This is a genomic window from Burkholderia mycopellens, from assembly GCF_964265025.1.
In the GTDB taxonomy this organism is placed as follows: domain Bacteria; phylum Pseudomonadota; class Gammaproteobacteria; order Burkholderiales; family Burkholderiaceae; genus Burkholderia.
Genome location: NZ_OZ183804.1, coordinates 156,710 through 182,934, shown reverse-complemented (window position 1 = coordinate 182,934; position 26,225 = coordinate 156,710). Strand labels below are relative to the sequence as shown.

26 protein-coding genes and 3 pseudogenes are annotated in these 26,225 nt (G+C 66.0%); 18 read left to right on the top strand and 11 right to left on the bottom strand.

From position 1 onward, the window contains the following. Window positions 1-29 precede the first annotated feature (29 nt). A complete protein-coding gene (locus tag ACPTTC_RS34775) occupies window positions 30-2,465 on the top strand; it encodes a PEP-utilizing enzyme (RefSeq protein WP_423395878.1) in 2,436 nt (811 codons plus the stop codon). Window positions 2,466-2,499: 34 nt separating this feature from the next. Here the strand turns inward: ACPTTC_RS34775 and ACPTTC_RS34770 are convergent, their stop codons facing one another. Beyond that, window positions 2,500-2,874 (bottom strand): sugar ABC transporter ATPase, encoded by a 375-nt coding sequence (locus tag ACPTTC_RS34770; protein WP_423395877.1) that lies wholly within the window; start codon window positions 2,872-2,874, stop codon window positions 2,500-2,502. A gap of 267 nt (window positions 2,875-3,141) precedes the next feature. On the opposite strand from ACPTTC_RS34770, the gene ACPTTC_RS34765 reads away from it, so the two are divergent. Then, the gene (locus ACPTTC_RS34765; RefSeq protein WP_423395876.1) at window positions 3,142-4,122 is read left to right on the top strand and encodes a bifunctional helix-turn-helix transcriptional regulator/GNAT family N-acetyltransferase; all 981 of its coding nucleotides are present in this window, start codon (window positions 3,142-3,144) and stop codon (window positions 4,120-4,122) included. Between the two features lie 270 nt (window positions 4,123-4,392). Here the strand turns inward: ACPTTC_RS34765 and ACPTTC_RS34760 are convergent, their stop codons facing one another. Then, entirely contained in the window at window positions 4,393-5,322 is a 930-nt protein-coding gene (locus tag ACPTTC_RS34760; protein ID WP_423395875.1) for a LysR family transcriptional regulator, read from the bottom strand. Window positions 5,323-5,477: 155 nt separating this feature from the next. On the opposite strand from ACPTTC_RS34760, the gene ACPTTC_RS34755 reads away from it, so the two are divergent. From ACPTTC_RS34755 to ACPTTC_RS34745, 3 genes and pseudogenes are all read left to right on the top strand, one after another. Further along, window positions 5,478-5,645: a hypothetical protein gene (locus ACPTTC_RS34755; RefSeq protein ID WP_423395874.1), complete on the top strand. Its 168-nt coding sequence runs from the start codon at window positions 5,478-5,480 to the stop codon at window positions 5,643-5,645. A 176-nt stretch (window positions 5,646-5,821) separates the two neighbouring features. Then, window positions 5,822-6,232 carry a VOC family protein gene (locus tag ACPTTC_RS34750; protein WP_423396560.1) on the top strand — a complete coding sequence of 137 codons (411 nt, stop codon included), beginning with the start codon at window positions 5,822-5,824 and terminating at the stop codon, window positions 6,230-6,232. Window positions 6,233-6,312: 80 nt separating this feature from the next. Then, window positions 6,313-6,495: pseudogene (locus ACPTTC_RS34745) on the top strand (SDR family NAD(P)-dependent oxidoreductase); the annotation flags it as partial. A gap of 126 nt (window positions 6,496-6,621) precedes the next feature. On the opposite strand, the gene ACPTTC_RS34740 reads toward ACPTTC_RS34745, so the two are convergent. Then, entirely contained in the window at window positions 6,622-7,341 is a 720-nt protein-coding gene (locus ACPTTC_RS34740; protein ID WP_423395873.1) for a Bax inhibitor-1/YccA family protein, read from the bottom strand. 100 nt (window positions 7,342-7,441) lie between these two features. After that, window positions 7,442-7,588 carry a hypothetical protein gene (locus ACPTTC_RS34735; protein ID WP_423395872.1) on the bottom strand — a complete coding sequence of 49 codons (147 nt, stop codon included), beginning with the start codon at window positions 7,586-7,588 and terminating at the stop codon, window positions 7,442-7,444. 120 nt (window positions 7,589-7,708) lie between these two features. Between ACPTTC_RS34735 and ACPTTC_RS34730 the strand changes: the two genes are divergently transcribed. From ACPTTC_RS34730 to ACPTTC_RS34710, 5 genes and pseudogenes are all read left to right on the top strand, one after another. Next, complete coding sequence (locus tag ACPTTC_RS34730) at window positions 7,709-9,340, top strand: oleate hydratase (RefSeq protein WP_423395871.1); 1,632 nt, start codon at window positions 7,709-7,711, stop codon at window positions 9,338-9,340. 352 nt (window positions 9,341-9,692) lie between these two features. Continuing rightward, window positions 9,693-12,098 (top strand): phosphoketolase family protein, encoded by a 2,406-nt coding sequence (locus ACPTTC_RS34725; RefSeq protein WP_423395870.1) that lies wholly within the window; start codon window positions 9,693-9,695, stop codon window positions 12,096-12,098. Continuing rightward, window positions 12,098-12,244: pseudogene (locus ACPTTC_RS34720) on the top strand (Crp/Fnr family transcriptional regulator); the annotation flags it as partial. The gene ACPTTC_RS34725 and the pseudogene ACPTTC_RS34720, both read left to right, overlap by 1 nt. 175 nt (window positions 12,245-12,419) lie before the next feature. Beyond that, a pseudogene (locus tag ACPTTC_RS34715) lies at window positions 12,420-12,542 on the top strand (cytochrome C); the annotation flags it as partial. A 55-nt stretch (window positions 12,543-12,597) separates the two neighbouring features. Further along, a complete protein-coding gene (locus ACPTTC_RS34710; protein ID WP_423395869.1) occupies window positions 12,598-12,972 on the top strand; it encodes a DUF3564 family protein in 375 nt (124 codons plus the stop codon). Window positions 12,973-13,100: 128 nt separating this feature from the next. Here ACPTTC_RS34710 and ACPTTC_RS34705 read toward each other — a convergent pair whose 3' ends face one another. Further along, window positions 13,101-13,412 (bottom strand): hypothetical protein, encoded by a 312-nt coding sequence (locus ACPTTC_RS34705; protein WP_423396559.1) that lies wholly within the window; start codon window positions 13,410-13,412, stop codon window positions 13,101-13,103. Between the two features lie 315 nt (window positions 13,413-13,727). On the opposite strand from ACPTTC_RS34705, the gene ACPTTC_RS34700 reads away from it, so the two are divergent. Beyond that, window positions 13,728-14,189, top strand: a complete 462-nt coding sequence (locus ACPTTC_RS34700; protein ID WP_423395868.1) for a hypothetical protein — start codon at window positions 13,728-13,730, stop codon at window positions 14,187-14,189. Window positions 14,190-14,444: 255 nt separating this feature from the next. Continuing rightward, a complete protein-coding gene (locus ACPTTC_RS34695; RefSeq protein ID WP_423395867.1) occupies window positions 14,445-15,164 on the top strand; it encodes a Crp/Fnr family transcriptional regulator in 720 nt (239 codons plus the stop codon). Between the two features lie 243 nt (window positions 15,165-15,407). Here ACPTTC_RS34695 and ACPTTC_RS34690 read toward each other — a convergent pair whose 3' ends face one another. After that, window positions 15,408-15,590: a hypothetical protein gene (locus ACPTTC_RS34690; RefSeq protein ID WP_105821277.1), complete on the bottom strand. Its 183-nt coding sequence runs from the start codon at window positions 15,588-15,590 to the stop codon at window positions 15,408-15,410. Between the two features lie 317 nt (window positions 15,591-15,907). Between ACPTTC_RS34690 and ACPTTC_RS34685 the strand changes: the two genes are divergently transcribed. The 4 genes from ACPTTC_RS34685 (at window position 15,908) to tkt (ending at window position 20,085) form a co-directional block, all read left to right on the top strand. Continuing rightward, window positions 15,908-16,396 (top strand): Spy/CpxP family protein refolding chaperone, encoded by a 489-nt coding sequence (locus tag ACPTTC_RS34685; RefSeq protein WP_423395866.1) that lies wholly within the window; start codon window positions 15,908-15,910, stop codon window positions 16,394-16,396. A 133-nt stretch (window positions 16,397-16,529) separates the two neighbouring features. After that, window positions 16,530-16,793, top strand: a complete 264-nt coding sequence (locus tag ACPTTC_RS34680; protein ID WP_226248740.1) for a hypothetical protein — start codon at window positions 16,530-16,532, stop codon at window positions 16,791-16,793. Between the two features lie 350 nt (window positions 16,794-17,143). Beyond that, on the top strand, window positions 17,144-17,929 hold the full coding sequence (locus ACPTTC_RS34675) for a PRC-barrel domain-containing protein (RefSeq protein ID WP_089484724.1): 786 nt from the start codon (window positions 17,144-17,146) through the stop codon (window positions 17,927-17,929). Window positions 17,930-18,009: 80 nt separating this feature from the next. Beyond that, a complete protein-coding gene (tkt, locus tag ACPTTC_RS34670) occupies window positions 18,010-20,085 on the top strand; it encodes a transketolase (RefSeq protein ID WP_423395865.1) in 2,076 nt (691 codons plus the stop codon). Between the two features lie 23 nt (window positions 20,086-20,108). Here the strand turns inward: tkt and pgm are convergent, their stop codons facing one another. After that, window positions 20,109-21,785: a phosphoglucomutase (alpha-D-glucose-1,6-bisphosphate-dependent) gene (gene pgm / locus ACPTTC_RS34665; protein ID WP_423396558.1), complete on the bottom strand. Its 1,677-nt coding sequence runs from the start codon at window positions 21,783-21,785 to the stop codon at window positions 20,109-20,111. 166 nt (window positions 21,786-21,951) lie between these two features. Beyond that, the gene (locus ACPTTC_RS34660) at window positions 21,952-22,170 is read right to left on the bottom strand and encodes a hypothetical protein (protein WP_089448720.1); all 219 of its coding nucleotides are present in this window, start codon (window positions 22,168-22,170) and stop codon (window positions 21,952-21,954) included. Window positions 22,171-22,553: 383 nt separating this feature from the next. Between ACPTTC_RS34660 and ACPTTC_RS34655 the strand changes: the two genes are divergently transcribed. Continuing rightward, complete coding sequence (locus ACPTTC_RS34655) at window positions 22,554-23,843, top strand: cation:proton antiporter (protein WP_423395864.1); 1,290 nt, start codon at window positions 22,554-22,556, stop codon at window positions 23,841-23,843. Window positions 23,844-23,970: 127 nt separating this feature from the next. Here ACPTTC_RS34655 and ACPTTC_RS34650 read toward each other — a convergent pair whose 3' ends face one another. Then, window positions 23,971-24,129, bottom strand: a complete 159-nt coding sequence (locus tag ACPTTC_RS34650) for a DUF3309 family protein (protein ID WP_105801283.1) — start codon at window positions 24,127-24,129, stop codon at window positions 23,971-23,973. Between the two features lie 569 nt (window positions 24,130-24,698). On the opposite strand from ACPTTC_RS34650, the gene ACPTTC_RS34645 reads away from it, so the two are divergent. Then, complete coding sequence (locus ACPTTC_RS34645) at window positions 24,699-24,905, top strand: hypothetical protein (RefSeq protein WP_423395863.1); 207 nt, start codon at window positions 24,699-24,701, stop codon at window positions 24,903-24,905. 336 nt (window positions 24,906-25,241) lie between these two features. On the opposite strand, the gene ACPTTC_RS34640 is transcribed toward ACPTTC_RS34645, so the two are convergent. Both ACPTTC_RS34640 and ACPTTC_RS34635 read right to left on the bottom strand, forming a co-directional pair. Continuing rightward, a complete protein-coding gene (locus ACPTTC_RS34640; RefSeq protein ID WP_006413561.1) occupies window positions 25,242-25,388 on the bottom strand; it encodes a DUF3096 domain-containing protein in 147 nt (48 codons plus the stop codon). 62 nt (window positions 25,389-25,450) lie between these two features. Further along, on the bottom strand, window positions 25,451-26,038 hold the full coding sequence (locus tag ACPTTC_RS34635; protein WP_423395862.1) for a BPSL1445 family SYLF domain-containing lipoprotein: 588 nt from the start codon (window positions 26,036-26,038) through the stop codon (window positions 25,451-25,453). Window positions 26,039-26,225 lie beyond the last annotated feature (187 nt).

Genomic DNA, 26,225 nt, shown 5'->3' with positions numbered 1-26,225 from the left:
CCGCGACATCGCCCGCCGACGAAGCATCCATGAGCAAACCGATCCTGTACCTCCTTGCCGGCAACGGCAGCGCGGCCGACTGGTGGGACGATGCGCTGCCCCACTTCCGGCATTCCCGGCCCGTGCCGCTGGAACTCCCGGGCTTCGGCGACAACCCCGCGCCGCCCTGCGAGGATCTCGCCGCGTATGCGCAAGCGCTGCTGGACGCGACCGAGCCGGGCCACGCGATCATGGCGGTCGGCGTGAATGCGCTGCTGGTGCTGCACGCATTGCAGCGACGCCCCGGCCACTTCAGCCGCAGCGTGCTGCTCGCGCCCGTCGGCGCATTTCTGTGGGAACGGCGCCTGCCGAAACTGATGGCGCCGAAACCGCTGCGCAAGACGATCCACTGGCTGCTCGCGCACTACCCGGCGCTGTTCGCCCGCAAATTCTCGAACCTGACCTGGACACGCGCGCAGTACCGCCGCATGGGCGCCGGCTATGCGCGCTGCCGCGCGTTCCTGCCGCACTGGGATCTCGTGCGCGCCGATACCGCGCTGCCGCTGCTCGAGTGGGTCACCGATCGCATCGAACTCGTGTGGGGCGACCAGGACAACGTGCTCGGGGTGCGCCAGGCCGCTGCGTGGTCGGCCATCCTCGCGCGCGCCGACCTCACCGTCACGCTGCAGGCCGGCTGGGGACACTATCCGTGGATCGACGCGCCGGCGGCGTTCGTGCAATGGCTCGAAGCGGGCGACGCCGGCTTCGTCGCGCATACCAAAGGCGGGCGCCTGGCGCTTGCCGCGATGGCCGGCCTGCCCGTGCCGCCCGCGCTGTCGCTGACCCGCGCCGACGATCCGCGCCTGCCCGGCTTTCTGGCGAGCCAGCCGGACGCCGAGTGGGCGATCCGCTCGTCGAGCCACGGTGAGGATCAGGCCGACGCGGCCAACGCTGGCCTGCATACGACGTTCCTGCGCGTCCCGGCCGCGCAGGCGGCCGCACGCGTGGCCGAGTTGCTCGACGGCGGCCTCGAGGAAACGGTCGTGCAGCGCTTCATCGCGCCCGTGCTGTCGGGCATCGCGTTCGTGCGGCATCTGGCCGTCGAAGTCGAATGGGTGGAAGGCCACCTCGAAACGCTCGCCGACGGACAGGCCAGCCCGCAACGCGCGATCCTGTCGCGGCTCGGCGAGCCCTGGCAGCGCGGCACGTTCCCGGCCGCGCACGGCCTGAGCGCGACGCAGCTATGGACCTTCCTGCAGCGCGTGCTGCGCGCGTTCCACTACGTGCCGGGCGATGTCGAATGGGCGTGGGACGGCCAGCAGCTGTGGCTGCTGCAGTACCGTCCGATCAGCCGCTACGGCTGGCATCGACACCTGACCGCCGCGAACATCGCCGAGATCCTGCCGCCTCAGCCGAGCCGGCTGGTCGAGTACGCGCAACGACGCGCGGCCGGCAGCATCCCCGCCATCATGGCGCGCTGGGATGCGCGCGTACTGCAGGATAACGAACCATTCACCGCGCTCTATGGCGGCGCGTCGTACATCAACAACGACCTGTTTCTCGCCCGTCTCGCCGACTGGGGCGTCTCGGCCGGCAACTACAGCGGCGAGATCGGCGGCGCGACGCCGCCGCTGCGCTGGCGTCCGCTGCGGCTGCTGCGTTCGCTGCCGGTGTTCTGGCGCATGCTGCGCGTCGCACGCGGGCATCTGCCGACGCTCGAGCGCGGCTTGCAGCGCTTCGACCAGGAGCTCGCGACACTCGTCGAGCGGCGCGCCGACGGCCAGCAACTGGCCGACTGGTTCACGCGCTTCTACGTGTTCGTCGTGCAGGGCAACCTGTGCATCGCGTCGTCGCTGGCCAGCAGCGGCGGCGCGCTGTGGGGCCGTCCGCCGACCGCATACGGCCAGCTCGACGACAGCCCGCATCGGCTGCCGTGGGAAACCGATCCGGGCACCGCGCGGCCCGCACCCACCGACCTGCCGCTACAGCCATTTCCCGACTGGCCGCTGCCCATCCGCGTGCTCCAAGCACTCGGCGCGCCCGGCATGCGCGGCTGGTATCTACAGGTACGCGAGTGGTATCGCGACAACCTGATGCGCGTGTTCTTCCGCCTGCATCATGCGATGCCGGCGGCCGACCGCGACGTGTGGTTCGCGCCCCATCCCGATCGCCGCGAACGCAACGGCAGCTTCTGGCAGGACGGCAGCGAAGGCGCTGACGAGGCGGCCGGCTTCATGATCTATCCGGGCCACACGCAAGGTGTGCTCGGCCTCGACATCCTGCTGGAAGACACGCTCGACCCGGGCCGGCACGCGCAGTACCAGGCGGCGCGCGCCGTGATCGCGCGCATGGGCGGCCGGCTGTCGCACGGCGCGACGCTGCTGCGCGAACTGCGCAAGCCGTCGGCCGTGCTGCCGCGCGTCGATGCCACGTGGATCGGGCGCGAGGTGCGGCTCAGCGACGGCCGACTGACGCTGGTCGAGTAAGCGCGACACGGTTGCCGCGCGCCTGCGCCGGTACTCAGCGCACCGGCGTGCGGACTTTCCCGTCGACCTTCAGCGTGCGCCGGTCGTGCGCGGCTTCGTATTCGACCGTCTGCGCGGGCGTCACGGCGCCGTACGAACGACCGTTCACGTAGACGGTGCCGTCCCGCAGCTCGACCCGGTCGCCGTTGACCGTCGCGGTGGCCCGTTCGCCCTGCAACACCGCGCCCGAACAGCCGGCGGTCGAGAAGCTGCGGACCGACGTGCCCGGCATCGCGGCGACCCCGCCCTGATCCGCCGCTTGCGTTGCACTGCAAGGCGGCGCATCCATGCTGCCGGCAGCGTGGACCGTGCCGGCGCCGATGCCGCACCCGGCAAGCAACGCAATCGTCATCGGCTTCAGATGGTTCATGGCGAGCTCCGTTGTCCGCAGCCGCGGATCGATGACCGGCCGACGCCCGCGTTCGCATGGCAGGCGGTCCGGAGGCACCCAGTATGCGTCCGGTTCGTGGCACGCCGCCATCCGCACCAGTACCACTCACCGCCATCTCGGCTCACGCCGACTTCGGCCTCCGGAAACGCGCCCCCCGGCATGACCCGCCCCCATGAAGATCCACCTTGATCAAGTTGCGACACGCAACTATTATTGATTGCGATCCGCAACCTTCCCGGGCCAACCATGGACCTCATCGACGCTCCCGCCAAGCCTCGCGAAGCGACCATCCTCGAGCTGCGCGACTTCTCCCGCAAACTGGTTCGCGAGCTCGGCTTCATGCGCGCGACGCTGGCCGACAGCGACTGGGCGCCCTCGGCCGTCCACGCGATCCTCGAGATCGGGATGGCGCCCGGCATCAACGCCCGCGATCTGGGCAACCTCCTGCGGCTGGACAAATCGAACACGAGCCGGCAACTCGCGCGGCTCGAGGCAGCCGGCGTCGTGGAGCGGCGCGTGTCGAGCGACGACGCGCGCGCGAGCGAGCTGTACCTGACCGCCGACGGAAAAAAGCTCCAGAAACGAATCGACACGTTCGCGACGGATCAGGTGTCGAATGCGCTGCGCCGCATGGTGCCCGCCGACCAGCAGGCACTGCTGCGCTCGCTCGCGCTGTATGCCGATGCGCTCGCCCAGGACAACGCCGCCAAAGCGCCTGCCGCGGCGCTCGACGCGCCAACGATCCGCGAAGGCTACCAGCCGGGTTGTATCGGCGATATCGCGGGCCTTCATGCGCGCTTTTATTCGGAACACTGGGGCTTCGGCGCCTTTTTCGAAAAGCGGGTGGCGACCGAGCTGGCCGAGTTCGCCGGTGCGCTGCCGGCTGAAGGCAAGGCGCTTTGGCTGTGCCAGGAAGACGGGCGGACGCTCGCGTCGCTCGCGATCGATGGCGACCCGGCAACGGGTGTCGCGCACCTGCGCTGGTTCATCGTGAACGATGCGCTGCGCGGGTCGGGCGTCGGCCGCCGGCTCATGACGGAAGCCATGCGCTTCGTCGACACACGGCGGTTTCGCGAAACCTATCTGTGGACGTTCAAGGGACTGGACTCGGCGCGCCATCTGTACGAGTCGTTCGGCTTCACGCTGACCCACGAATCCGCGGGCACACAGTGGGGAACCGAGGTGGTCGAGCAGCGCTTCAGCCGGCCGGGGCCATCGGGCAGTTGACGGTCGGCGGGCTATCGCCGCCCTGAAGCTGATCGGCGCCGTCTACGCGACGACGCGCGGCACGGTGTATTCGACGACGAATGCAAACGACGTGATGCGTGTCACGCAAGAGCGCGCGCTGACGCTGCAGCGCTTCGAATCGGATGTCGCGACGCAGGGCTTCGACCTGACCGGGCGCCTGCCGCCGGTGACCGATCCGACACCCGAGCGCGTCGCGACCGTCCCGCCACGCGGTGCGCGTTTCGAACCAAGGTTCTCCCCTGCGTGGGTTCAACTCATTCGGGCCGCCTGCCCGATCAATCCGATGAGCCAGCGCAGGCCGCTGTCGCCCTGATGCGCGGTCTTCCACAACGCGCTGACCTGATGGATCGGCGTATCGAACGGCAACGGGCTGATGCGCAGGCCAAGACTACGGCTCCAGGTGCGGGCGATGTAGTCGGGCACCGTCACCAGCACGGGGTTGTCGCGTGCGATGAAAGGCTGGGTGGCAAAGTGCGGATTGGAAAATATCACGCGCCGTTGCTTGCCCAGCGCCTCCAGCCGTTCGTCGATCAATCCTCGAAGTTCTCCCTTGAACGAGGTGAGCGCATGCGGATGCGCCAGAAACTCGCTCAAGCTCAACGTGTCCCCTCGCGTCCGTATCAACTCCGGGTTGTAGAGGCAGACGAAGCGCCAATCCAGCAGCGTGCGCTGCTGTTGCCATTGAGCGCATTCGTTGAACACCCCCAACGCGACCTCGATCTCATTGCGTTCAAACATGCTGGAGACACGGTGGCAATCCGTATCCAGCGAGATGAGCCTCACGCCCGGCGCCTCGGCGGCCAGCAATTTCAACAACGAAGGAAACAGCGTCACCGCAATCGCCTCGGAAACACCGATCCGGAACGTCCGATTGGCGTCCCGGGCATCGAACGGCTGGCCAACCCGCATGGTCTCGTGAAGGCCGATCAGCAGCGCGTCGATCTGCCGGGAAAGCTCCAGCGCGCGAGGCGTGGGTTCCATTCCCGAGCGGCCGCGCACGAACAACTCGTCGCCAAAGGCGGCGCGCAGTCGTTTCAGCGCACCGCTCACCGCGGGCTGACCAAGAAACAGCCGCTCCGCCGCACGCGTGACGTGGCGCTCCTGCATGAGCGCATGGAAGACCAGCAGCAAATTGAGATCGAATCGACGAAGATCATTCTCAATGATGGAAGTCATCATGACAAACAATTGGAGTGATAGTCGGCCTAGCATGCATGCTATCTCCACCCGCTGCAACCGACGCAGCGCGAACATCGAGGAATGCTCGCGAACGGGCCGCGGCCCGGGTCAGCGCGGTCTCCCCCGGTGTGATGGAAACACCGTAGTGGAACACCGTGACCGGCGAAGCCCGGCAGGCCTGCTTCGCACGGCATGCAAGCGACTTGCCGGCGGGATGCGTCGGTCAGCCTGACGATGGCGCGCAGGCCATCGCCTTTCTCGTCGGGAATGGCTATACCACCGGCACCATCATGGAATGCGATGGCGGCTTGCGTCTCGTCTGAGCACGAGATGCGTGCTCGACATCCGGCGCTGCGACCCATGGAAGGTCCTGCGTCCTATGACTGAATCGAACGGCATTGGCGTTTCGAGCGCCGGTGACGACAAGGCGCACGCGAAGAAGTCGATCCTTGCGCCGCTACGCCTCTTTATCTCAACTTGTTTGAAAGGAGAAAAATTCGTGTCCAGGCAAATCTTCATCAACCTGCCCGTGCAGGATCTGTCAAAAGCAACGGCCTTCTATACCGCCATCGGCGCCGGCAAAAATCCACAATTCAGCGACGACACAAGTTCCTGCATGGTGTTGTCGGACACCATCTTCGTGATGCTCATGACGCGTGAGAAATGGACGCACTTCACGAAGAAACCCATCGCCGACGCCCGGCGCGAAAGCGAGGTGATGCTGGCGCTCAGCGCAGAGGATCGCGACAGCGTGGACAGGATGACTGAAGCCGCCGGCGCGAACGGCGGCACGGCGGACGTCAATGCCAAGCAAGACCTCGGCTTCATGTACGGACGCAGCTTCGAAGACCCCGATGGCCATATCTGGGAAGTGATTTTCGTCGATATGTCCCAGATGCCCCAGCAATGAAATACAGGAATCCATAGTTTTTGTTCCGCATCGTTTACCTGTGAATTCACGGGCCAAACCGCCGTGAAAAATGGAAATCGATGAAAATCGCACACGCCGGAACAATGATCTTCGGTGGCAGCTCAGGGATGGGGCTCGCACTGGCGCAACGCTGTCTCGATGCCGGTGCAAGCGTCATCGTCATCGGGCGCAGCGAAAACAAACACGAGCGTGCTCGCGAAGCATTGGCCAGCGCAGCGAGGCTGGCTATCGTCGTCGCCGATATCGCGCAACCGAGGCCGTTCCCCAAGATTGGCCAGGTTCATCACGGCCCGGCCCCTGTCTGCTACAGCGATGATCCCGCCGGGGCTCGCCGCACGGGGCTCCCCGTCCCGCCCCCCGGCGCTCGCCTAGCTGCGGCGACTGCCGAAGAGCCGCATCAGCATCAGGAACAGGTTGAGAAAGTCGAGATAGAGCGCAAGCGCCCCCATGATCGCCTTCTTGCCGGCGATCTCGCCCGCTTCGCCCGCGATGTAGATACGCTTGATGCGTTGCGTGTCGTACGCGGTGAGTCCCGTGAACACGAGCACGCCGATCACGGAAACGACGAACTGCAGCGCCGACGAAGCCAGGAAGAGATTCACGAACCCCGCGATGATGATGCCGATCAGCCCCATGAACAGAAAGGAGCCGAAGCGCGAGAGATCGGCCCGTGTCGAGTAGCCATAGAGGCTCGTTGCGCCGAACGTGGCCGCGCTGATGAAGAACACGCGCGCAATGCTTTCGCCCGTATACACGAGGAAGATACCGGAAAGCGAGAGCCCGACCAGCGCGGCGTAGGCCCAGAAACTGATCTGCGCCGCGCCGAAGCTGATGTGCTCGATGCGCAAGCTCAGAAACATGACCAGCGCCAGCGGTGCGAGCAGCACCACCCAGAAGAGGGGCGTTCCGGCGATCGACCGGTAAAACCCGGTTGACGCGCCGAGGTACGCAACGGCGCCCGTCAGCGCCAGGCCCCCGGCCATATAGTTGTAGATGCGCCGCACATACTGCCGAAGGCCCACGTCGTCGCCGCCCGATACGCGCTGCGACTCTTCTGCTCGCGCCCCCTGTCGAAAGTCGTTTCCCATGATCGATTCTCCTCGGATCGCATTCGTGGCGGCCGCGCTTCGTCGTAGCCGTTCCCGTGATCAATCTCGCCCCTCGGGTCACCGGGCACCTTGACGCACATCAAGCCCATCCGGCGCCGCCCCCGCTCTGCAGGGCCTCGCGCGCATCCGAATGGCAGCGCACGAAGCCGCGGATCTGCTTGAGTTGCGTCAAGCCGCGCGCGATACGCACCGGCATGGCCTGCCGCATCCGGGTCGGTTGACGCATCTCAATCGCCGTGCCCGGAACACGGATATCGTGGCCCGAGCGCTCGCCAATGACGGCAGCGCGATCCGGCGTCCCCGGGCGTCGACAGCGGTTTCACCCAATCTGAACAGGGGCATTTCCATGCAACGCAGCACACGGGATTCGGATCGAGCCTCCCGCCGACGCGCGGCCGGCATCGATCGGGACAACAGCCGGTTCTATCTGGTGGGCGGCGGCATCGCGTCGCTGGCGGCGGCAGCCTTTCTGATCCGGGACGGCGACATTCGCGGCTGCAATATCACGATCATCGAAGCGCTCGATCGCCTCGGCGGCAGCCTGGACGGCGCGGGCTCGGCCGAGGAAGGCTACGTGATCCGGGGCGGCCGCATGCTCGAAAGCAAATACCTCTGCACCTACGATCTGTTTTCATCGATCCCGACGCTCGACAAGCGAGGTTCCGTCACCCGCGAAATCTTCGACTGGAACGAGACCATGCGGACCGCGTCGAAGTCGCGCCTGGTGCGCGACGGCCGACGGGTGAACAAGCCGCCCTTCGGGCTCGACGAAGCGCACATCGTCGCGCTGGAACGCCTGTCGATCGAGCCGGAAAGCATGCTCGGAGACAGCCGGATCTCGGATCACTTCAACGCCGGTTTCTTCACGACGAATTTCTGGCTGATGTGGTGCACGACCTTCGCGTTCCAGCCCTGGCACAGCGCGGTCGAATTCAGGCGCTATCTGCTCCGGTTCGCGCACATGGTGTCCGGATTCAACCAGCTCCAGGGCATCATGCGCACGGTCTACAACCAGTACGACTCGCTGGTGAGGCCGCTCGAGAAATGGCTCGACGAGCGCGGCGTGCGGTTCGAGTCGAATACCCGCGTGACCGATCTCGTGTTGAGCCGCACCGAGGGCGACACCCGCGTCGAGGAAATCGTCTGCGAGCGCGACGGCGTCACCCGCCGAATCGCGGTGCGCGAAGGCGATTGCGCGATCGTCACGCTGGGCTCCATGACGGAAGGATCGAGCCTCGGCGGCATGGACCGCCCCGCGACGCTCAACGGCCGGGCCGACGCCGGCGCGTGGGCGCTGTGGGAGAAGATCGCCGCAGGACGGCCGGCATTCGGACGCCCGGCCGCGTTCGCCGATCACATCGACGAATCCAAATGGCTGTCGTTCACGGCCACGCTGCGCGAACCCGTCCTGCTCCAGCGGATTCGCGACCTGACCGGCAATGTGCCCGGCGAAGGCGGCCTGATCACCTTCGCGGAGTCGAACTGGCTGATGTCGATCGTCGTGCCGCATCAGCCGCATTTCCTCGGTCAGCCCGAGGACGTCAGCGTGTTGTGGGGATACGGGCTGTTCGTCGACGCGCCCGGCAACTTCGTCGAGAAGCCGATGGCGGCCTGCACGGGGCGCGAGATCATGACCGAATTGCTCGGACATCTGCGACTCGCCGAGCAGGCTGGCGACCTCCTCGCCAGGCTCACCTGCATCCCGTGCATGATGCCGTTCATCACGAGCCAGTTCCTGGCGCGCCAGGACGGCGACCGGCCGCAGGTGACGCCGGAAGGCACGGCCAATCTTGCTTTCGTGGGGCAGTTCTGCGAGTTGCCGGACGACGTCGTGTTTACCGTCGAATACTCGATCCGCAGCGCGCAGACGGCCGTCGCGGCACTGCTCGATCTCGACCGGCGGCCGCCCCCGGTCTACAAGGGACAGCACGACCCACGGGTGCTGTATCGAGCATTCACGACGCTGCACGATGCCTGAGCGCGGGCGGATCGTGGTTGGCGGGTTGCACTGCCGGCCTCCCGATCCCGCCCCGAGCATGCTTGACCCATGTCAACGGCCCGGACGCTGCCGCGACCGACGATGTTGCCACCCGGAACGATGTGCGCCGTGGCGCTTCATGCAGACATCCGAACGACGGGCCCTGCCGCACGCGGAGTCCGTCTGACGCGATCCGACTGTCGCGCGGCGGACGCATGATCGGACGCCGCCCATCGATGCCGGCGCGTGACAAAGGGCCGGCCTCGTCGTTATCGCATCGCACGGTGAAAACCGGGCGATTCGCCACGTGTCGAGTGTCCGTCACGCGGCGCGTCACTTGCAGGAGCATGGCATGACCCAAGCCGACCCAACCTCCCCCGCCCCGCTTTCCGACGCGCTGCTGCATCGCATGAACGCGTGGTGGCGGGCCGCCAACTATCTGTCGGTCGGGCAGATCTACCTGCTCGACAATCCGCTCCTTCGCGAGCCGCTGCAGATCGCGCACGTCAAGCCTCGCCTGCTCGGCCATTGGGGCACGACGCCGGGGCTGAACTTCATCTACGTCCATCTGAACCGCGCGATCAACGCGCGCGATCTCGACGTGCTGTTCATCGCCGGCCCGGGCCACGGCGGCCCCGGCATGCTCGCCAACGCCTGGCTCGAAGGGGTGTACAGCGACACCTATCCGAACGTGCCGCAAAACGCCGAGGGCATGGCCGCGCTGTTCCGCCAGTTCAGCTTCCCCGGCGGCGTGCCGAGCCACGTCGCGCCGCAGACGCCGGGCTCCATTCACGAAGGCGGCGAACTCGGCTACTCGCTGTCGCATGCATTCGGCGCGGCCTTCGATCACCCCGGGCTGATCGTCGCCTGCGTCGTGGGCGACGGCGAGGCGGAAACCGGGCCGCTCGCCACTGCCTGGCATTCGAACAAGTTCCTCGATCCGGCCTCGGACGGCGCAGTGCTGCCCATCCTGCATCTGAACGGCTACAAGATCGCCAGTCCGTCGATCCTCAGCCGCATCGGCCAGGACGAACTGGAGAGCCTGCTGACCGGCTATGGCTATCGGCCGCTGTTCGTCTCGGGCGACGAGCCGATGGCCACGCACCAGCGCATGGCGGCCGCGCTCGACGACGCGCTGGACGACATTCGCGGCATCCAGGCGCGGGCGCGCAGCGCAGGCAACCTCGGCCGCCCTCGCTGGCCGATGATCGTGCTGCGCACACCCAAGGGCTGGACCGGCCCGAAGCGCGTCGACGGCCTGAAAACGGAGGGCAGCTTCCGCTCGCATCAGGTGCCGATCGCCGACCTGAAACAACCGGCGCACCTGCACTTGCTGGAAGACTGGCTTAGCAGCTATCGCCCCGACGAACTGTTCGACGCGGACGGGCGTCCGTGCGAGGCGATCCGGTCGCTGGCGCCGGCCGGATCGCGCAGGATGAGCGCGAATCCGGTGGCGAACGGCGGCGGCGAGGCGCGCGAGTTGCGGATGCCGGATTTCACCTGCCACGCGGTGGCGGTGCCCGCGCCCGGGCAGGTCGACGCACAGGCCACGCGCGTGATGGGCGGCTTCCTGCGCGACGTGATGTCCGCGAATCTGGCCGACCGGACGTTTCGCGTGTTCGGCCCGGACGAAACGGAATCCAACCGCTTGTCGGCGCTGTTCGACGTCACCGCGCGCACCTGGATGGCCGCGACCGATCCCGACGACGTCCAGCTCGCGCCCGACGGCCGGGTCATGGAGATGCTCAGCGAGCATACCTGCCAAGGCTGGCTCGAAGGCTATCTGCTGACCGGGCGGCACGGGCTGATGTCGTGCTACGAAGCGTTCATCCATATCGTGGATTCGATGTTCAACCAGCATGCGAAATGGTTGAAGGCGTGCCGGGAAATCCGCTGGCGGCGGCCGCTGCCGTCGCTCAACTACCTGCTGACCTCGCACGTCTGGCGGCAGGACCACAACGGCTTCAGCCACCAGGATCCGGGGTTCATCGATTTCGCGGTCAACAAGAAGGCCGACACGGTGCGCGTCTACCTGCCGCCGGACGCGAACACGCTGCTGGTCGTCACCGATCACGCGCTGCGCACCTGGAACCGGATCAACGTGATCGTCGCCGGCAAGCAGCCGGCACCGCAATGGCTCGACCTGGATGCCGCGATCCGGCATTGCAGCGCCGGCGCGGGCATCTGGGAGTGGGCGGGAAACGACGGCGACGGCGAGCCGGATGTCGTGATGGCTTGCGCGGGCGACGTGCCGACGCTCGAGACGCTCGCCGCCGTCGACCTGCTGCGCATCCATCTGCCGGCGTTGCGCGTCCGGGTCGTCAACGTCGTCGACCTGATGACGCTGGAGCCTGCCGACGTCCATCCGCACGGGTTGAGCGACGCGGATTTCGACGCGATGTTCACGACGAACCGGCCGGTGATCTTCGCGCATCACAGCTACCCCGCCCTGATTCACCGGCTGACCTATCGCCGCGCGAATCACGCGAATTTCCATGTGCACGGTTTCATCGAGGAAGGGACGACCACGACGCCGTTCGACATGACGGTCCTCAACCGGGTCGACCGCTTCCATCTGTGCGAGGCCGTGCTCGATCACGTGGGCGAACAAGTGCAGGCGGGTGCGCATTTCAGGCAGTACCTGCGCGACAGGCTGGTCGAGCATCGACGTCATGTGGACCGGTACGGCGACGACCTGCCGGAAATCCGCGACTGGCGCTGGCAGGCGACGCCGGGCAGCCGGAACCCGATGCGGTGAGCCGCTCGATCAAGCGGGGCGAGTCGCTGTACCGCGCGCACGATCCGTTCCAGAGTCTCTACTCGGCCCGCACCGGCTCGTTCAAGACGATCGTCATGCATCGCGACGGCCAGGCGCAAGTGACCGGATTCCAGATCGCCGGCGAGCGCGTTCCGGCGTTTGACTTGCATCAATCGCCTGCGCGGGGCCGCGCATAGACTGGGTCGGACGACTTGCCGAACGCACCGCGCGATGACGACCGCTCCAATGACACGCATGCCGGGATACCTGCTCGCCCTCGCGTGGCGCGCGGGCGGAACGGCGTCCGGCCCAGGTGCGGCCAAGCCGAGACTCGGCGGCCGCGCGCACTGGGGCGACACCGCGATGCCGCTGCCCGCCGAGCGTGGCGGCCCGCTGTCTTCCGAGGACGCGCATACGCTGATTCGCTGGGTCATGAGCCAGTAAAAGCGTCGGCCGCCGGTGACGGCGGCCGCCCTCCTTCGTCGATTCGGAGCCCATCGTGCGAATCACCCTGCATCTCGATACTTTCGCCTGCGACAACCCTTCGGCCTATGCCATTCTCTGGATCGACACGGCCATGCGTCGCTGGTCGCGCGAAGGTCATGCGGGGATGGACCTGCCCGCGTGGGGGACGCTCGTCCGCGAAGGCAGCGCCACGCTGATGGCCGGTCCCGACGACGCCGGCGCGCTGTGCTGGCTCGACGATTTCGATCTCGACGCACCGTCCGGGCCGTTCGAAGGCCAGGCCGGCATCGCGCGTTGGCTGCGCGATGCCCGGCAGGCGCCAGTGGCTGGCGCATGGCGGGTGCAGTGTATCGACGATACGGCCGAGACGCCGGAGCACGAGATATTCACGGGCGACGAGGAAGATTAGCCGGACCACCGGCGCCGACTGCGCCGCCTCCATCGCCGCGCCGGATCGACTCACGCCTGGCGAACCGCGGTGGGCCGGTGGGCCGATGCGTCGAGCCACGGCGAATGGTGTCCGATGCGCGGGACGTGTCAGCTCAGGTTGTCGTGGGTCTCGGCAGCGGCGATCCCGGCAAGTTGCCGCTCGGCGATGTCGAATGCCCGCTTCAGCGCGTCCATGGGATCCATGCCCGTCATATGCGGAACGGGACGAAATTCCCCCTTGCGCGTGATCAGATCGAGTCGCACGTCATACGTCGGCTGGCGGGTCGACGCGCCCATGGCCTCGATCGCGAGATGGCAACCGGCCAGTTGCAGACTGAACGGCTCGAGGCGCATCAGCTGGATGCTCGCTTCCGCCTCCAGCTGAGCCGACCCGGCGAAGCCGGAATAAGCGATCTGCATCCCGATTCCCATGTTCCGCTCCTGTTGATCGCGCCGATCGGCGGCGAGAACCGGTTCATCAGTGTGGGGCACTCGCCATACCCGATTCCGTGCATCCATCTTCCGGGGCGACGGCCCGGCCTCATTGATGTGCGTCAAGCGACGGACATCGCCGCACGCTGTCCGCCAACCGGCGCGGGTCTCGCGAAATCGGTGCCGGCCAGCCGGCCGGGAGCGCAGCGGGGCCCCACCAACGCCGGCTCGTTCAGTCGGAGACCATGCAGACATCGGCGATCTGCCAGGGCAACAGCCGCAGGCCGATCGGTAGCCCGGACGGTGGCAATCATCGGCACCGTACCGTCAGCCACACGCGGCAACCGGACGGCCACGGTGCCCGGCACCGCGCGCCGGATACCGCGGCGGCCTGCGGGGCAGCAGGTCGGGCCCTGCACCTGCCCGCGCCGCCCGCCGCACGAAACCGTCGAACGCGGCGAACGAAGCCAGACCTTCATCTTCGAAGCTTCGGAATCCGCAGCGTTGACTTTCATCAAGCGCGAGCACGGTTCCGACTGGCCCTCGAAAAAACAACGGCGCCGCCCGGATTGCCTGGCGGCGCCGTCGACGACGACGCGCAGCGTCCCCCGGTTCGCGCTAGCGCGCTTCGATCAGATCCATCACCTCGACCTACCTCCCCGCCTGGACACCGACCACCGACGCACCCGAGTCAACGCGACGTATCTTCCGCGGTCGACGCTGCGCGCGCATGGCGACCGCGATTTTCCGTCAACCGCGCAGTGAAATATCGGTTCCATATCGAGCGCGCGTGATTGCGCGCACCTTGATGAGACATGTGCCGACACTATAATTTTTGAAGGCAGATTCGCATTCGAACGGTCATTTCGAACTCATCGAAAAAAGGACGCATTGGCGCCGCCCTCCCGTCCGGTCGTCGGATCGGTAAAGTATGATGGTTGTCTCGTCCCGCCGATTCCCGCTGCGCCCATATCGGCCGGATTCTCCATCATCAGCCAGGCGCGAGCGCAGGAGCCACGCATGCTGGACAACCCGCCCATTACCGAAAATCACCTGCTTGCCGCGCTGCCGGAAAACGAACGCGCGCACCTCGCCCCTCACCTGACCCTTGTCGACATGCCGTTGGGAAACGTGCTGTACGAGTCGGGCGGCCAGATGCATCACGTCTATTTTCCAACCACGTCAATCGTGTCGCTGCTGTATGTGATGGAGGATGGCTCGTCCGCTGAAATCGCGATCGTCGGCCATGAGGGCATGATCGGCGTGTCGCTGTTCATGGGCGGCGAAACGACGCCGAGCCGCGCCGTCGTGCAAAGCGCGGGGCAGGCCTACCGGCTCGACGCGCGCATCCTGAAAGAAGAATTCCGGCGCGGCAATGCGATGCAGCGCCTGTTGTTGCGCTATACCCAGGCGCTCATCACGCAGATGGCCCAGACCGCGGTGTGCAACCGACATCACTCGATCGACCAGCAACTTTGCCGCTGGCTGCTGCTCAGCCTCGACCGCCTGCCTTCGAACCAGCTGCGCATGACGCAGGAACTGATCGCCAACATGCTGGGCGTGCGCAGGTCGGGCGTGACCGAAGCGGCCCTGAAGCTGCAGGACGCGGGCCTCATCCGCTACAACTACGGCCATATCGAAGTGCTGGATCGCCCCGGACTCGAAAAACGCGTGTGCGAATGTTATGGGGTGGTCAAACGCGAATTCGATCGCCTGCTTCCCGATCTGAAGCGACTCTAGCCGCTACTGCGCCGCATCGTACCGGCCGTTCCCGCACGTGCCCCTGGCGCCACGCGAAGGCGTGGAAGCGACCCGATATCTCCGTGGCAACGTCTCATCCGGCTACCCTGTACACCGGGAACATCGGCGCGCCATCGCCACGATCGATACCTCCGCGATCAGCGATATCGCTGAATACCGGCGACGACTCGATGGATTGCGGTCACGCAGGGCGCTGACCCGCGCCGCGCCGTGCAACCCGCGCTAACGGTGCTTGACGTGCGACAACTTCCGGTGATGCTTTCGATGTGCCGGGCGGGAAATCATCCTGGTGACACCGCCGATCGACGGCGGATCGCTGGCGGGGAATGTCCCCTCGACTGCCTCGTCGACATTGCGTTCGCTCTTGCCGCCGTTCGTATGCTGCTCTCGATACCTGCTGCGCATAACCGCCTCCGTGGCGCTGAGTGTCGGACGAGGCTGGCCGGCTTCGACTGACCGGCGTATCGACGGCCAGCCAGCGTGGAATCCCGCCGATTACGACGCCAGCATAGGCCCGATTTGAAAATTCCGCTGGACGCGGATCGCGAGCCACCGCGAAGCGCCGCGCATCGGGAGACGAGCCACGCGCACCGGCAAACCGTCCGGCATCGGACAGACTGAGCCACGCGTCCCGCGTATAGCTAAGCTACCGGGCCGAATTTTCCGTCGACCGAGTGAGTCGCGGTACGTCGACTCCTTCAGAAATTTCATCAGGATCCACCATGACACCCGCTCTTCTCGCCGCCCCCCGAAAGATTGCCTACGCGTTCTCCCTGGCGGCAACAGTCACCTTCGGCGCAGCCGTCTTCCCCCAACTCTCGAAGGCCGCCGGACCCGCACCGGACCGGTCACCGCCCCACGTCATGACCGTGGCCGCCCAAAAGTCGGTCGACGGGCGCATCAACAGCCTGCACCAGCGACTTGGCATCACACCCGGCCAGGAATCCCTGTGGCAGCCAGTCGCGCAGGTGATGCGGGACAACGCGAAAGCGATGGAGACGCTCAGGAAGATCCGTAGCGATCATGCGAGCAGCATGAGCGCGATGGACGATCTCCACTCCTATGGCGATGTCGCCAACGTGCACGCCGATGGCGTCAAAAAGCTGACCACGGCATTTCAGCCGCTGTACGACAGCATGTCCAATACGCAAAAGCAGAACGCGGATGCGATTTTCCGTGGCAACGACCACCACCTGATCAAGAAACAATAGTTCCGGACCGTCCGCCGATACCGGCTGTCGATGGCAGTCACTGACCAGCGGATTCCGGATCCGTACACTGGAGAACATGATGGACGTTTCTATCGGACATGCACGGCGAACCACAATGGCGCCGAGATCGGGCATGCGACTCGTCGGCCTGATAGTCGCGATCGGCTGCCTTTTCGCCGCACCGCCGTTGCATGCGGAGAGAATGAATCACGGTTTGGACCAGGGCAATCACGCGCGCATGACACATCAGGATGGTCGTCACTACGGCCATTACCGGAACGGTGGCCACGACGGTTATGACGGCGACGAGGAGTATGCGTATGGCGCGCCTCCGATGGTTTACGCGCCGGTACCGGCACCAGGCATCTCGCTGTTCATGCCGCTGCGGCTGCGCTGAGACACGAACCGAATCCGGCAGCCTCGGTCGCCCGGCAGCCCGTCGACGTGTGGATCCTAACTGCTTCGCGATCCTGACGACGAAGACCGAGAGGATGTTCCGCGACATATCGGGAAGGACGGCTCGCCGCCGGATGGATCACCCCCGTGCTCAAGCGGGTGCATGCTTTGTACGGTTTCGTACCGCATCGGCCATTCGGCGCGTGTAGCGTTTCAACCATGCCGACCATCCGAGGGGACGCGATCGGCAGGAATCGCTCGGCACCAACGGACAAACGACTGGATGCCACGGTGTGACAGGCAGTTCAGCCGGATCACCGACGTGCCGGGCATCGCTCTGGCGAGGACATCATGTTGCGAAGCATTCGAAGGTTGCACGGAGACACGGTTCGAGCGAAGGACGGCGATATCGGCCACATCCACCAGGCCTACTTCGACGATGGCAACTGGTGCATCCGTTACCTCGTCGTCGAGACGGGCGACTGGCTGCACGACAGGCAAGTGCTGGTCTCGCCATATTCCGTCACGCATGCCGATCCCGAGACCCGCACGCTATACGTCAGCCTCACGCAACAGCAGGTGAGGGACAGTCCGAATGTGGACACGCACAAGCCGGTATCGCGCCAGCACGAGATCGAGTACCTGCGTTACTACAACTACCCGACCTACTGGGGTGGCCCGAACCTTTGGGGAATGGGCGCATACCCTGCTTTCGATCCCGCCGGGCCGTCGCAGGACGCCGACGCGGGCGATCCGCTTCTCCCGCACACCGCGCCGGCCGGCACAGCGGCGGATACGCATCTGCGCAGCACCGGCGAGGTCGACGGATATCGGCTCGAAGCCAAGGACGGACATATCGGTCACGTGTCCGACTTCATTTACGACGATGAAGCCTGGGTGATCCGCTATCTGGCAATCGACACGTCGAGCTGGTGGTCGACCGGCAAGGAAGTGCTGATCGCGACTCACTGGCTCGACCAGGTGGACTGGCCCACGGAAACGGTATCGACCACGCTCACGCGCGACGCGATCCGCCAGAGCCCGCCATACGACGACTCGCAGCTCGTTCATCGCAGCTACGAGATCGAGTTGCACGAGTTCTACGGCAAGCACGGCTATTGGCACGGAGACCGATAACGCTGACCCGCGCAACGGGTAGCCAACGCAACCCCCTTCCATGCGGGATATCGCGTGACAGGACGCCAGGGAGCAGCTGCATGACCTCAACCGATTTCCCGCCAACCGAAGGTTCGGCACTCGATGCGCTCTGCATCAATACGCTGCGCTTCCTGTCGATCGATGCCGTGCAGAAAGCAGCGAGCGGACATCCAGGCTTGCCGCTCGGCGCCGCACCGATGGCCTATGCGCTATGGATGCGCCATCTCAAGCATCACCCCGCCAATCCGGCGTGGCTCGATCGCGATCGCTTCATCCTGTCGGCCGGACATGGTTCGATGCTGCTGTACAGCCTGCTTCACCTCACCGGTTACGACCTGCCGCTCGATCAGATCGTCCGCTTCCGGCAATCGGGCAGCCTCACGCCCGGCCATCCGGAGCGTGGCCTCACGCCGGGCGTCGAGACGACCACCGGCCCGCTCGGCCAGGGCCTCGCCAACGCCGTCGGCATGGCGATGGCGGAAACGCGGCTCGCCGCGTGCTACAACCGCCCCGGTTTCGAGATCGTGGATCACCGCACCTATGCACTCGTCAGCGACGGCGACCTGATGGAAGGCGTCGCGGCGGAAGCCGCATCGCTTGCCGGCCATCTCCGGCTCGGCAAGCTGATCTGCCTGTACGACGACAATCGCGTCACGCTATCCGCCGGCACCGCGATCACCTTCACCGAAGATCGCGCGCAACGGTTCGACGCCTACGGCTGGCATACGGAAACGGTCGACGACGGCAACGACCTGGCCGCCATCGACGCGGCGCTGCTCGCCGCACGTGCCGAGCAGCGGCGTCCGTCGTTGATCCTCGTGCGCACGCATCTCGGCTACGGCTCGCCCAACCGGCAAGACACCTACCAGGCTCACGGATCGCCGCTCGGCGACGCCGAGGTGCGCCTGACCAAGCACAACCTCGGCTGGCCGCCCGATCCCGCGTTTCATATCCCCGCACCGGCGCTCGCGCATTTTCGCCGGGCGCTGGCGGAGGGGCAAATACGGGAAGCGCACTGGAACACCTTGTTCGCAGCCTATGCGCGCGCGTTTCCCGAGCTGGCGGAGATGCTGCTGAGCTCGGTGCGCGGCGCGCTGCCCGACAGTTGGGACCGCGATATCCCGGTCTTTCCGGCCGATCCGAAAGGCATGGCGACGCGGGTCGCATCCGGCAAGGTGCTGAACGCCCTCGCCCCCCGCGTCCCGTCGCTCATCGGCGGCTCCGCCGATCTGAATCCCTCCACCTTCACCGCGCTGACCGGGCACGGCGATTTCGAGGCCGCCGGCATGAACGCGCTCGACCGGCAAGGTTCCGACGGCGGCGGCTGGAGCCGCAGCGGCCGCAATCTGCATTTCGGCGTGCGCGAGCATGCAATGGGCGCGATCCTGAACGGCCTGGCGGCCCACGGCGGCATCGTGCCGTTCGGCGCGACCTTCCTGATCTTTTCCGACTACATGCGTCCGCCGATCCGGCTCGCCGCATTGATGCGTCTGCAGGTGATCTACGTGTTCACGCACGACAGCCTCGCCGTCGGCGAGGACGGTGCGACGCATCAGCCGATGGAACAGCTTGCCGGCCTGCGCGCGGTCCCGGGCCTGCTGGTGATTCGACCGGCCGATGCCAACGAAACGGCCGTCGCGTGGCGTGTGGCGCTCGAAGCGCGAGAACGGCCGACCGCGCTGATCCTGACCCGCCAGGACGTGCCGACCATCGATCGCCTCCGGTTCGCGCCGGCAGAGGGCTTGCGGCGCGGCGGCTACGTGCTCGCCGATGCCCCCGACGGCCGCCCCGCGCTGATCCTGATCGCGACAGGCTCGGAAGTCGGGCTCGCGCTGGCCGCGCACGCCGAGTTGCTCGCGCGCGGCGTGGCGGTTCGGGTGGTGTCGCTGCCCTGCTGGAGATTGTTCGACGCTCAGCCCCAGTCGTATCAGGACGCCGTGCTGCCGAAGTCGGTCGGTGCGCGGCTGGCGATCGAAGCGGGCGTGTCGCAAGGCTGGCACCGCTATGTCGGCGATCGTGGCGACGTACTCGGCATTGCGGGTTTCGGCGCGTCGGCGCCGGGCGCCGAGCTGATGCGCGATTTCGGCTTCACGGTCGAGAACGTCTGCGACCGCGCACTGAAACTGCTCGCGTGACCGTTGGGCGGCCCATGCGCGTATCAGGCGTTCGAGCCGCCACCGGCATTGCGCGTGCCGGCTTCGAGCACCGCGTCGACCATCGACTGCGCATCGGACACGATGCGCGCCACGTGATCCTCTCCGTTGAAGCTTTCCGCATAGATCCGGTAGAGATCTTCGGTACCTGACGGCCGCGCGGCAAACCAGCCGTGCTCCGTCATCACCTTGATGCCCCCGATCGCGGCCCGGTTGCCCGGCGCCCGATCGAGTATCCGGACGATCGCCTCTCCCGCCAGTTCGGTGTGCGTGAACTGATGCGGCGTTAGCCGCGCCAGCAGCGCGCGCTGCTCAGGTGTGGCTGCGGCCTGTACCCTCCGTTCGGCGGGCGCGCCGAAGCGGTGCGCCAGGTCGCGGTAATGCTCCGCCGGATCGCGGCCGGTTCGGATCGTGATTTCGGCCGACAGCAACGCGGGAACGATGCCGTCCTTGTCGGTCGTCCAGGGTTGCCCGTCGAGCTGCAGGCACGTGGCCCCCGCACTCTCCTCGCCGGCGAACCCCAGCGTGCCGTCGAGCAATCCGCCGACGAACCACTTGAAGCCGACGGGCACTTCGTAGATTGCGCGATCGTGTGCGCGGGCGACACGATCGATCATCTCGCTGCAGACGACCGACTTGCCGACCGCCGCGCGAGCGGGCCATTTCGGCCGATGCGCGAGCAGATAGTCGACAAGCACCGCGAGATAGTGATTGGGCGGCAGCAAACCATCGCTGCGTGTGACGATCCCGTGCCGGTCGTGGTCGGTATCGCACGCAAACGCGACATCGAATTGGTCTTTCCGCGCGATCAGGCTCTGCATCGCATACGGCGACGACGGATCCATGCGGATCCGCCCGTCCCAGTCGACGCTCATGAAGCGAAAAGTCGGATCGACTTCCTCGCTGACGATCGCGAGATTCAGTTGGTAACGCTCGGCAATCGCACCCCAGTAGTGCACGCCGGCGCCGCCGAGCGGATCGACGCCGAGCCGGATCGGCGCGCCGCGCAGGATGTCCATGTCGATGACGCTGGCCAGGTCGTCGACATACGCCGCGAGGAAGTCGTACCGGTGCGTCGTGGCGGCATTCGATGCCGTCGACAACGAGACGTGGCTCACCCCCGCGAGCCGCGCTTCGAGCAGATCGTTCGCGGCCGCTTCGATCCATCGGGTGACGGCTTCCCCGGCCGGGCCGCCGGTCGCCTGGTTGTACTTGATGCCGCCGTTGTCCGGCGGATTGTGCGACGGCGTCACGACGATGCCGTCGGCGAACCCGGCATTGCGTCCCCGGTTGTACGTCAGGATCGCGCGCGAAACGGCCGGCGTGGGCGTGTATTCACCCGGCGGCGCCAGCATGACCTCGACGCCATTGGCAGCCAGCACTTCAAGCACGCTCGCCTGCGCCGGTTCGGAAAGCGCATGCGTATCGATGCCGACAAACACCGGACCGTGGATGCCGTGCGAACGTCGATACCGGCAGATCGCCTGCGTGATCGCGAGGACATGCCACTCGTTGAAGCTGCGGGTCAACGCGGAACCCCGGTGTCCCGACGTGCCGAACGTCACGCGTTGCGCCGGGACTGCCGGGTCCGGCATATCGGTGTAGTACGCGGTCACGAGGCGGGGAACGTCGATCCACAGCGCGTAAGGCGCGAGCCGGCCTGCCAGCGGACTGACGGGCATCGCGGCCGGCGCGCCCGGCGGGTCGGATGTAGCGGGATTCAACATGCCTCCTGTCTGGGACCCAGCCGCCATTCTCGTTCGAGCGCGAGCCATGACTACCGCCACGCGCCCGGCGGATGGCGGGCGCCGCCGCGCCCCCCTCGAACGCGCGACGCGGCGGCCGTGCTCAATGCGCGGCCAGCTTGCCCGCTCGACGCTCGAGCATGAGGAGAAGGGCGATGATGCTGACGAGATGCATGCGTTCCGAGGGTGCCAAACGGCCATGCTCCAGAATCGATTCCAGCCGAATGCGCCAGAGGGCCCATGGCGCAGGCTCACCGAGCGTGACGCGTGCAATGAGTCGTTCGAGTGAACGCAGATCTCCCTCTATTGCGGTATGCGCCATGGTCACGCTCCGATTGTCATGAGGATCGGCGAACAGTCTATGACGAAGCACTGCACCACTCTGCCCGCTACCGTACATCGCGTGCATGCCGGTTCGGGCGCGTCGTCCCGGCCGCGTCAGCAGCAGCCACGCGTCATTTCGATCGCGATAGTTGCGACGGTTGCGCCCGGTTCTTTGTCCGCCATCGGACAGACGCCGAATCGACACGCTGCGAACGTGGTACGACCGGAGCGATATTGTGCGACGAATGCAAGGCATCGACGCCCAGTCCGGTGTGTGCCGTCCCGCGCGTGCCGCGTGCCGCCTGAACGACACCGCATGGCGACCTGCGTTCGACGCTCGACGCGCGGCGAGCGCGACGTTACCCACGCAGGACATTCAAAGTGACCGAAACCATCGGATGCCTCATCTTCGGAGCCCTGCTGATTTTCATGGGACTCATCGGGTCGTCGCTCAAGCGTCTGCCGCTGAGCGCGGCCATGGTGTATCTCGGGATCGGCTTTCTGATCGGACCGGCCGGCCTCGGCTTCCTGTCGCTGACATTGCCGGACGACGTCACGCACTTGCGCATCGCGGCCGAAATCGGCTTGCTGATCTCGCTGTTCGCGATCGGCCTGAGGCTGCGTGTCCCGCCCGCCGATCGCCGCTGGATGCTGCCGATTCGGCTTGGCGTCGTCGCGATGATCTTCACCGTCGCGTCGATCGCCGCGCTCGGCATGCTGGTGCTGCATTTGAGTCTCGGCGTCGCGGTACTGCTGGGCGCGATGATCGCGCCGACGGATCCCGTGCTCGCTCATGACGTCGGCGTGCGCGACGCGGGTGACGTCGAACTGGTGCGTTTTTCGTTGTCCGGCGAAGGCGGGATCAACGACGGCACCGCCTACCCTTGCGCGGTGATCGGCCTGCTTGCGTGCGGGTCTGGCACGATGTCGGAGCTTCACTGGAGCATGCTCGGCGGCATTGCATGGGGTATCACCTCCGGCGTGGGCGCCGGCTGGCTGCTCGGCTTCGCCACCGCCCGGCTCGTCGCATTCCTGCGCAGCCGCCACGGACAGGCGCTCGGCCTCGAAGGGTTCTTCGCGCTGGGCCTGATCATGCTGTCGTACGGCGTGACGCTCGCCATTCATGGCTACGGGTTCCTGGCCGTGTTCGCCGCGGGCGTCGCGATGCGGCGTGTCGAGCATCGAACGAGCGGCCGGAAGACGTCGAAGGAGACGGTCGGCATCGTGGACAGCGAGGATGTCGAGGCCACCGCCACCGATCCCGACAAAGCCCATGCCTTCGTCGCGGAGTCGGTCATGGGATTCACGATCGAGCTCGAACACATCGCCGAAGCCGTGCTGATCCTGCTGATCGGTGCGCTCGTCTCCCGCTATTGGGTTGACATGCTCACCTGGGCCGGCGCGGCCGTGGTCGCGACCCTGCTGTTCGTCATCCGGCCGGCGGCCACCGGGCTCGCGCTGATAGGATCCCAGGCGTCGCGCCACCAGCGCCGGCTGATCAGCTGGTTCGGCATTCGCGGCGTGGGTTCCCTGTATTACCTGATGCTGGCCCTCGAGCAAGGGCCGCGTGCGCAACTGTTGCCGCTGGTTCCATGGGTACTGGCCATCATCGCCATGTCGATCGTGCTGCACGGCATTTCAGCCGCGCCGCTCATGCGTCGCTATGCGTGAGATCCAGCGCGGGCGCGGTGGCGCGATGCGTACGCGGGTCGAACGGTTCGGCGGGATGCCACACCCGACACTCGCGGTGTCGGGCGGCAGTCTTCCCATGAACCTGCAGCGTCGATAATGTCCCGCGTCACAGCCTGCCCAGCAGCATCAGGATGAGTAACGCGACCAATACCAAGCCCAGCAATCCGCTTGGACCATAACCCCAGCCGTTGCTATAGCGCCAGGTCGGGATCACCCCGACCATCAGCAGCACGACAACGATCAGTAGAAGAAGTCCCAGTGACATGTCGTCTCTCCTCAATCAATCATCCGGCGGGTCATGGCGCAGTGCGTTCGCCCCGATGGCCATCGAATGCAATCGAACCGATGTGTCCGCCGATACGCTCCCGTGCGCTTCCATGTCGACGCGCGCACGCGCCGTTCGCCGCCTGTCGCGTCGAAATGGGCGGTGCCGTATCTCGAATGCCGGAGTAGCCGGGAAGTCAGTCGTCCTGCTCCTTCATGCAGAACACGTGCTCGATGCACCCGGTTCGGGACGTGCATCGACTCTTTCGAAATCAATGTAGGCGGACGCACGCATGGAGTCTGTCCGGCAACGTACCGGACGCGTGCGGATTATCGCGGACATCGGCGCAAATCATCGGCGTGCCGGTCCGAAGCGACGCCAGCCGCCACTGCACGGCATCGTACCGACTTCCGCTGTTCGCTCGTCCATTCTGGGTCGGCACGCGCGCATGCGCTGCCGATGCCGATACGCGCTCGGCGCCACAACGCGCCGACACACTGCCGATGGTCTCGCCGTGCTCCGGTTCGAGCGGCCGGATCCATGCGAAGCGGCATTCACCGGAGAAGCTCATGAACGACCTGACTCGGAAAGCCCGCGGCATGCCGCAACAGCATCGGAAATATGCGCAAGATACCGCGACCGATGACGGAATGCCCATTGCCCCCGAAAAGCCGAGGCTGACGAACCCGAACGCGCGCGAGCAACCGCGCACCGCGGAGCAAAAGCGTTCCGACGCGAGCGCGCGTCCGGGAACGGTATGTCGATCGACTCGATAGCGTATTCAGCCCGCTTCAGCCACCACGCGCTCAGGGTCGTGCGATGCGCCGGCCCACACCCGTCAACGGGCGGCAGAGTGCCCTCGTTGCACTCCGGAGCGTGAAGATGGCGCGGTCGGCCCGCGCCTATGTCCGGGGCAATCCGTCAGATTCCACGAATGGCTCGAGAGCCTGGAGCGCCGCACGTTGCCGGAAGAACCCCCGGTCCGGATTGGCGGCAACTGCCACGCAGGGCAATCCGGGCCCCGTCGCGAATGCTCAGGGGCACGTCGACAGTCGATGATCGCGGGCGCCGCCCGCGAGGTTCGTCACCTGCTTTTTCGCGAGCGGCTTGGTTCAGTGGAGATGTCCACCGAACAGCCCGAGCAACCCGATGACGATGAGGTAGATCGCCACGATGTAATTCAACAGACGGGGCACCACCAGAATCAGAATGCCGGCGATCAGCGAAACCAGTGGGCCCGCGCTCGTGAGAATGTGCATACGCCCCTCCGCAAGAATGAAAACAACCAATGGAAACCAAGCCGCTCTGCGTCCGCCGCTCGTTACAGCGACTTGAGCCGGGTGACCTTCGTGCCTTCCAGCGTCACGCCGGCCATCAATCCGTTGTTCGTCAGTACGAATGCTTCGATCGGCGCGGTCGCGGTGCTGGTGTCGACATTGCCGTTCGCGCCGACTTTCAGTACTGCCACCGACGCGTCGCCGCCCACCGACCAGCCTTCGCTGTTACGGAAGCGACCAAGCGCATCCTCGGTCATGAACAGGAAAATGATGGCTTTCGATTGCGCACCGATCTGCAGGCCGATCGAGCCGGTCGTGGTGCTGTAGTAACCGACCGTGCTGCCGGCAACGCGCAGCGAGCCTTCGCCGTACTGGGCGCCGACGAAGAAGCCGGCCGCGATGACCGACGGGAATACCAGCACGCCGCGCGCCTTGCCGACGAGTTCACGCGAGCCTTTGGCGGTCGTGTAAAGGCGTGCGAGGGTCGAGTCGACGCCTGCATCGATGGTGTGGCGTTTGTCGGTCTGGTGACCACTGGCGTCGGATGTACCGGTCGTCGTGCATCCCGAGACCGCGAGGCAGATAGCCAGGATCGATCCCGGCGTACCCCATAGAAATGTTCGTCGCCGCATGATTCACCCCAGGTTGTTCGTGGATCCCCCTGACGCTACACACAGGCGAATGCGAATGCGGTACGAAAGCGTACCAAGCCTGCAAAAACAGACAACCTTCTCAACCTGGCTTCGCGGCGATCGATGAAATCGCCGCCCGCATGCATACGCTGGCGCGCCGGCGGCGATCCGCGTACGGCATCGTACC

Excerpts from the sequence above, each read along its gene's own strand:
- ACPTTC_RS34685 (WP_423395866.1), top strand. The coding sequence starts at position 15,908 with ATGACACCCGCTCTTCTCGCCGCCCCCCGAAAGATTGCCTACGCGTTC.
- ACPTTC_RS34680 (WP_226248740.1), top strand. The coding sequence starts at position 16,530 with ATGCGACTCGTCGGCCTGATAGTCGCGATCGGCTGCCTTTTCGCCGCA.
- ACPTTC_RS34695 (WP_423395867.1), top strand. The coding sequence starts at position 14,445 with ATGCTGGACAACCCGCCCATTACCGAAAATCACCTGCTTGCCGCGCTG.
- ACPTTC_RS34770 (WP_423395877.1), bottom strand. The coding sequence starts at position 2,874 with ATGAACCATCTGAAGCCGATGACGATTGCGTTGCTTGCCGGGTGCGGC.
- ACPTTC_RS34650 (WP_105801283.1), bottom strand. The coding sequence starts at position 24,129 with ATGTCACTGGGACTTCTTCTACTGATCGTTGTCGTGCTGCTGATGGTC.
- ACPTTC_RS34740 (WP_423395873.1), bottom strand. The coding sequence starts at position 7,341 with ATGGGAAACGACTTTCGACAGGGGGCGCGAGCAGAAGAGTCGCAGCGC.
- ACPTTC_RS34730 (WP_423395871.1), top strand. The coding sequence starts at position 7,709 with ATGCAACGCAGCACACGGGATTCGGATCGAGCCTCCCGCCGACGCGCG.
- ACPTTC_RS34775 (WP_423395878.1), top strand. The coding sequence starts at position 30 with ATGAGCAAACCGATCCTGTACCTCCTTGCCGGCAACGGCAGCGCGGCC.
- ACPTTC_RS34705 (WP_423396559.1), bottom strand. The coding sequence starts at position 13,412 with ATGCAGATCGCTTATTCCGGCTTCGCCGGGTCGGCTCAGCTGGAGGCG.
- tkt (WP_423395865.1), top strand. The coding sequence starts at position 18,010 with ATGACCTCAACCGATTTCCCGCCAACCGAAGGTTCGGCACTCGATGCG.
- ACPTTC_RS34725 (WP_423395870.1), top strand. The coding sequence starts at position 9,693 with ATGACCCAAGCCGACCCAACCTCCCCCGCCCCGCTTTCCGACGCGCTG.
- ACPTTC_RS34635 (WP_423395862.1), bottom strand. The coding sequence starts at position 26,038 with ATGCGGCGACGAACATTTCTATGGGGTACGCCGGGATCGATCCTGGCT.
- ACPTTC_RS34690 (WP_105821277.1), bottom strand. The coding sequence starts at position 15,590 with ATGCGCAGCAGGTATCGAGAGCAGCATACGAACGGCGGCAAGAGCGAA.
- ACPTTC_RS34765 (WP_423395876.1), top strand. The coding sequence starts at position 3,142 with ATGGACCTCATCGACGCTCCCGCCAAGCCTCGCGAAGCGACCATCCTC.
- ACPTTC_RS34760 (WP_423395875.1), bottom strand. The coding sequence starts at position 5,322 with ATGATGACTTCCATCATTGAGAATGATCTTCGTCGATTCGATCTCAAT.
- ACPTTC_RS34660 (WP_089448720.1), bottom strand. The coding sequence starts at position 22,170 with ATGGCGCATACCGCAATAGAGGGAGATCTGCGTTCACTCGAACGACTC.
- ACPTTC_RS34645 (WP_423395863.1), top strand. The coding sequence starts at position 24,699 with ATGAACGACCTGACTCGGAAAGCCCGCGGCATGCCGCAACAGCATCGG.
- ACPTTC_RS34735 (WP_423395872.1), bottom strand. The coding sequence starts at position 7,588 with ATGCGTCAACCGACCCGGATGCGGCAGGCCATGCCGGTGCGTATCGCG.
- ACPTTC_RS34675 (WP_089484724.1), top strand. The coding sequence starts at position 17,144 with ATGTTGCGAAGCATTCGAAGGTTGCACGGAGACACGGTTCGAGCGAAG.
- pgm (WP_423396558.1), bottom strand. The coding sequence starts at position 21,785 with ATGCCCGTCAGTCCGCTGGCAGGCCGGCTCGCGCCTTACGCGCTGTGG.
- ACPTTC_RS34640 (WP_006413561.1), bottom strand. The coding sequence starts at position 25,388 with ATGCACATTCTCACGAGCGCGGGCCCACTGGTTTCGCTGATCGCCGGC.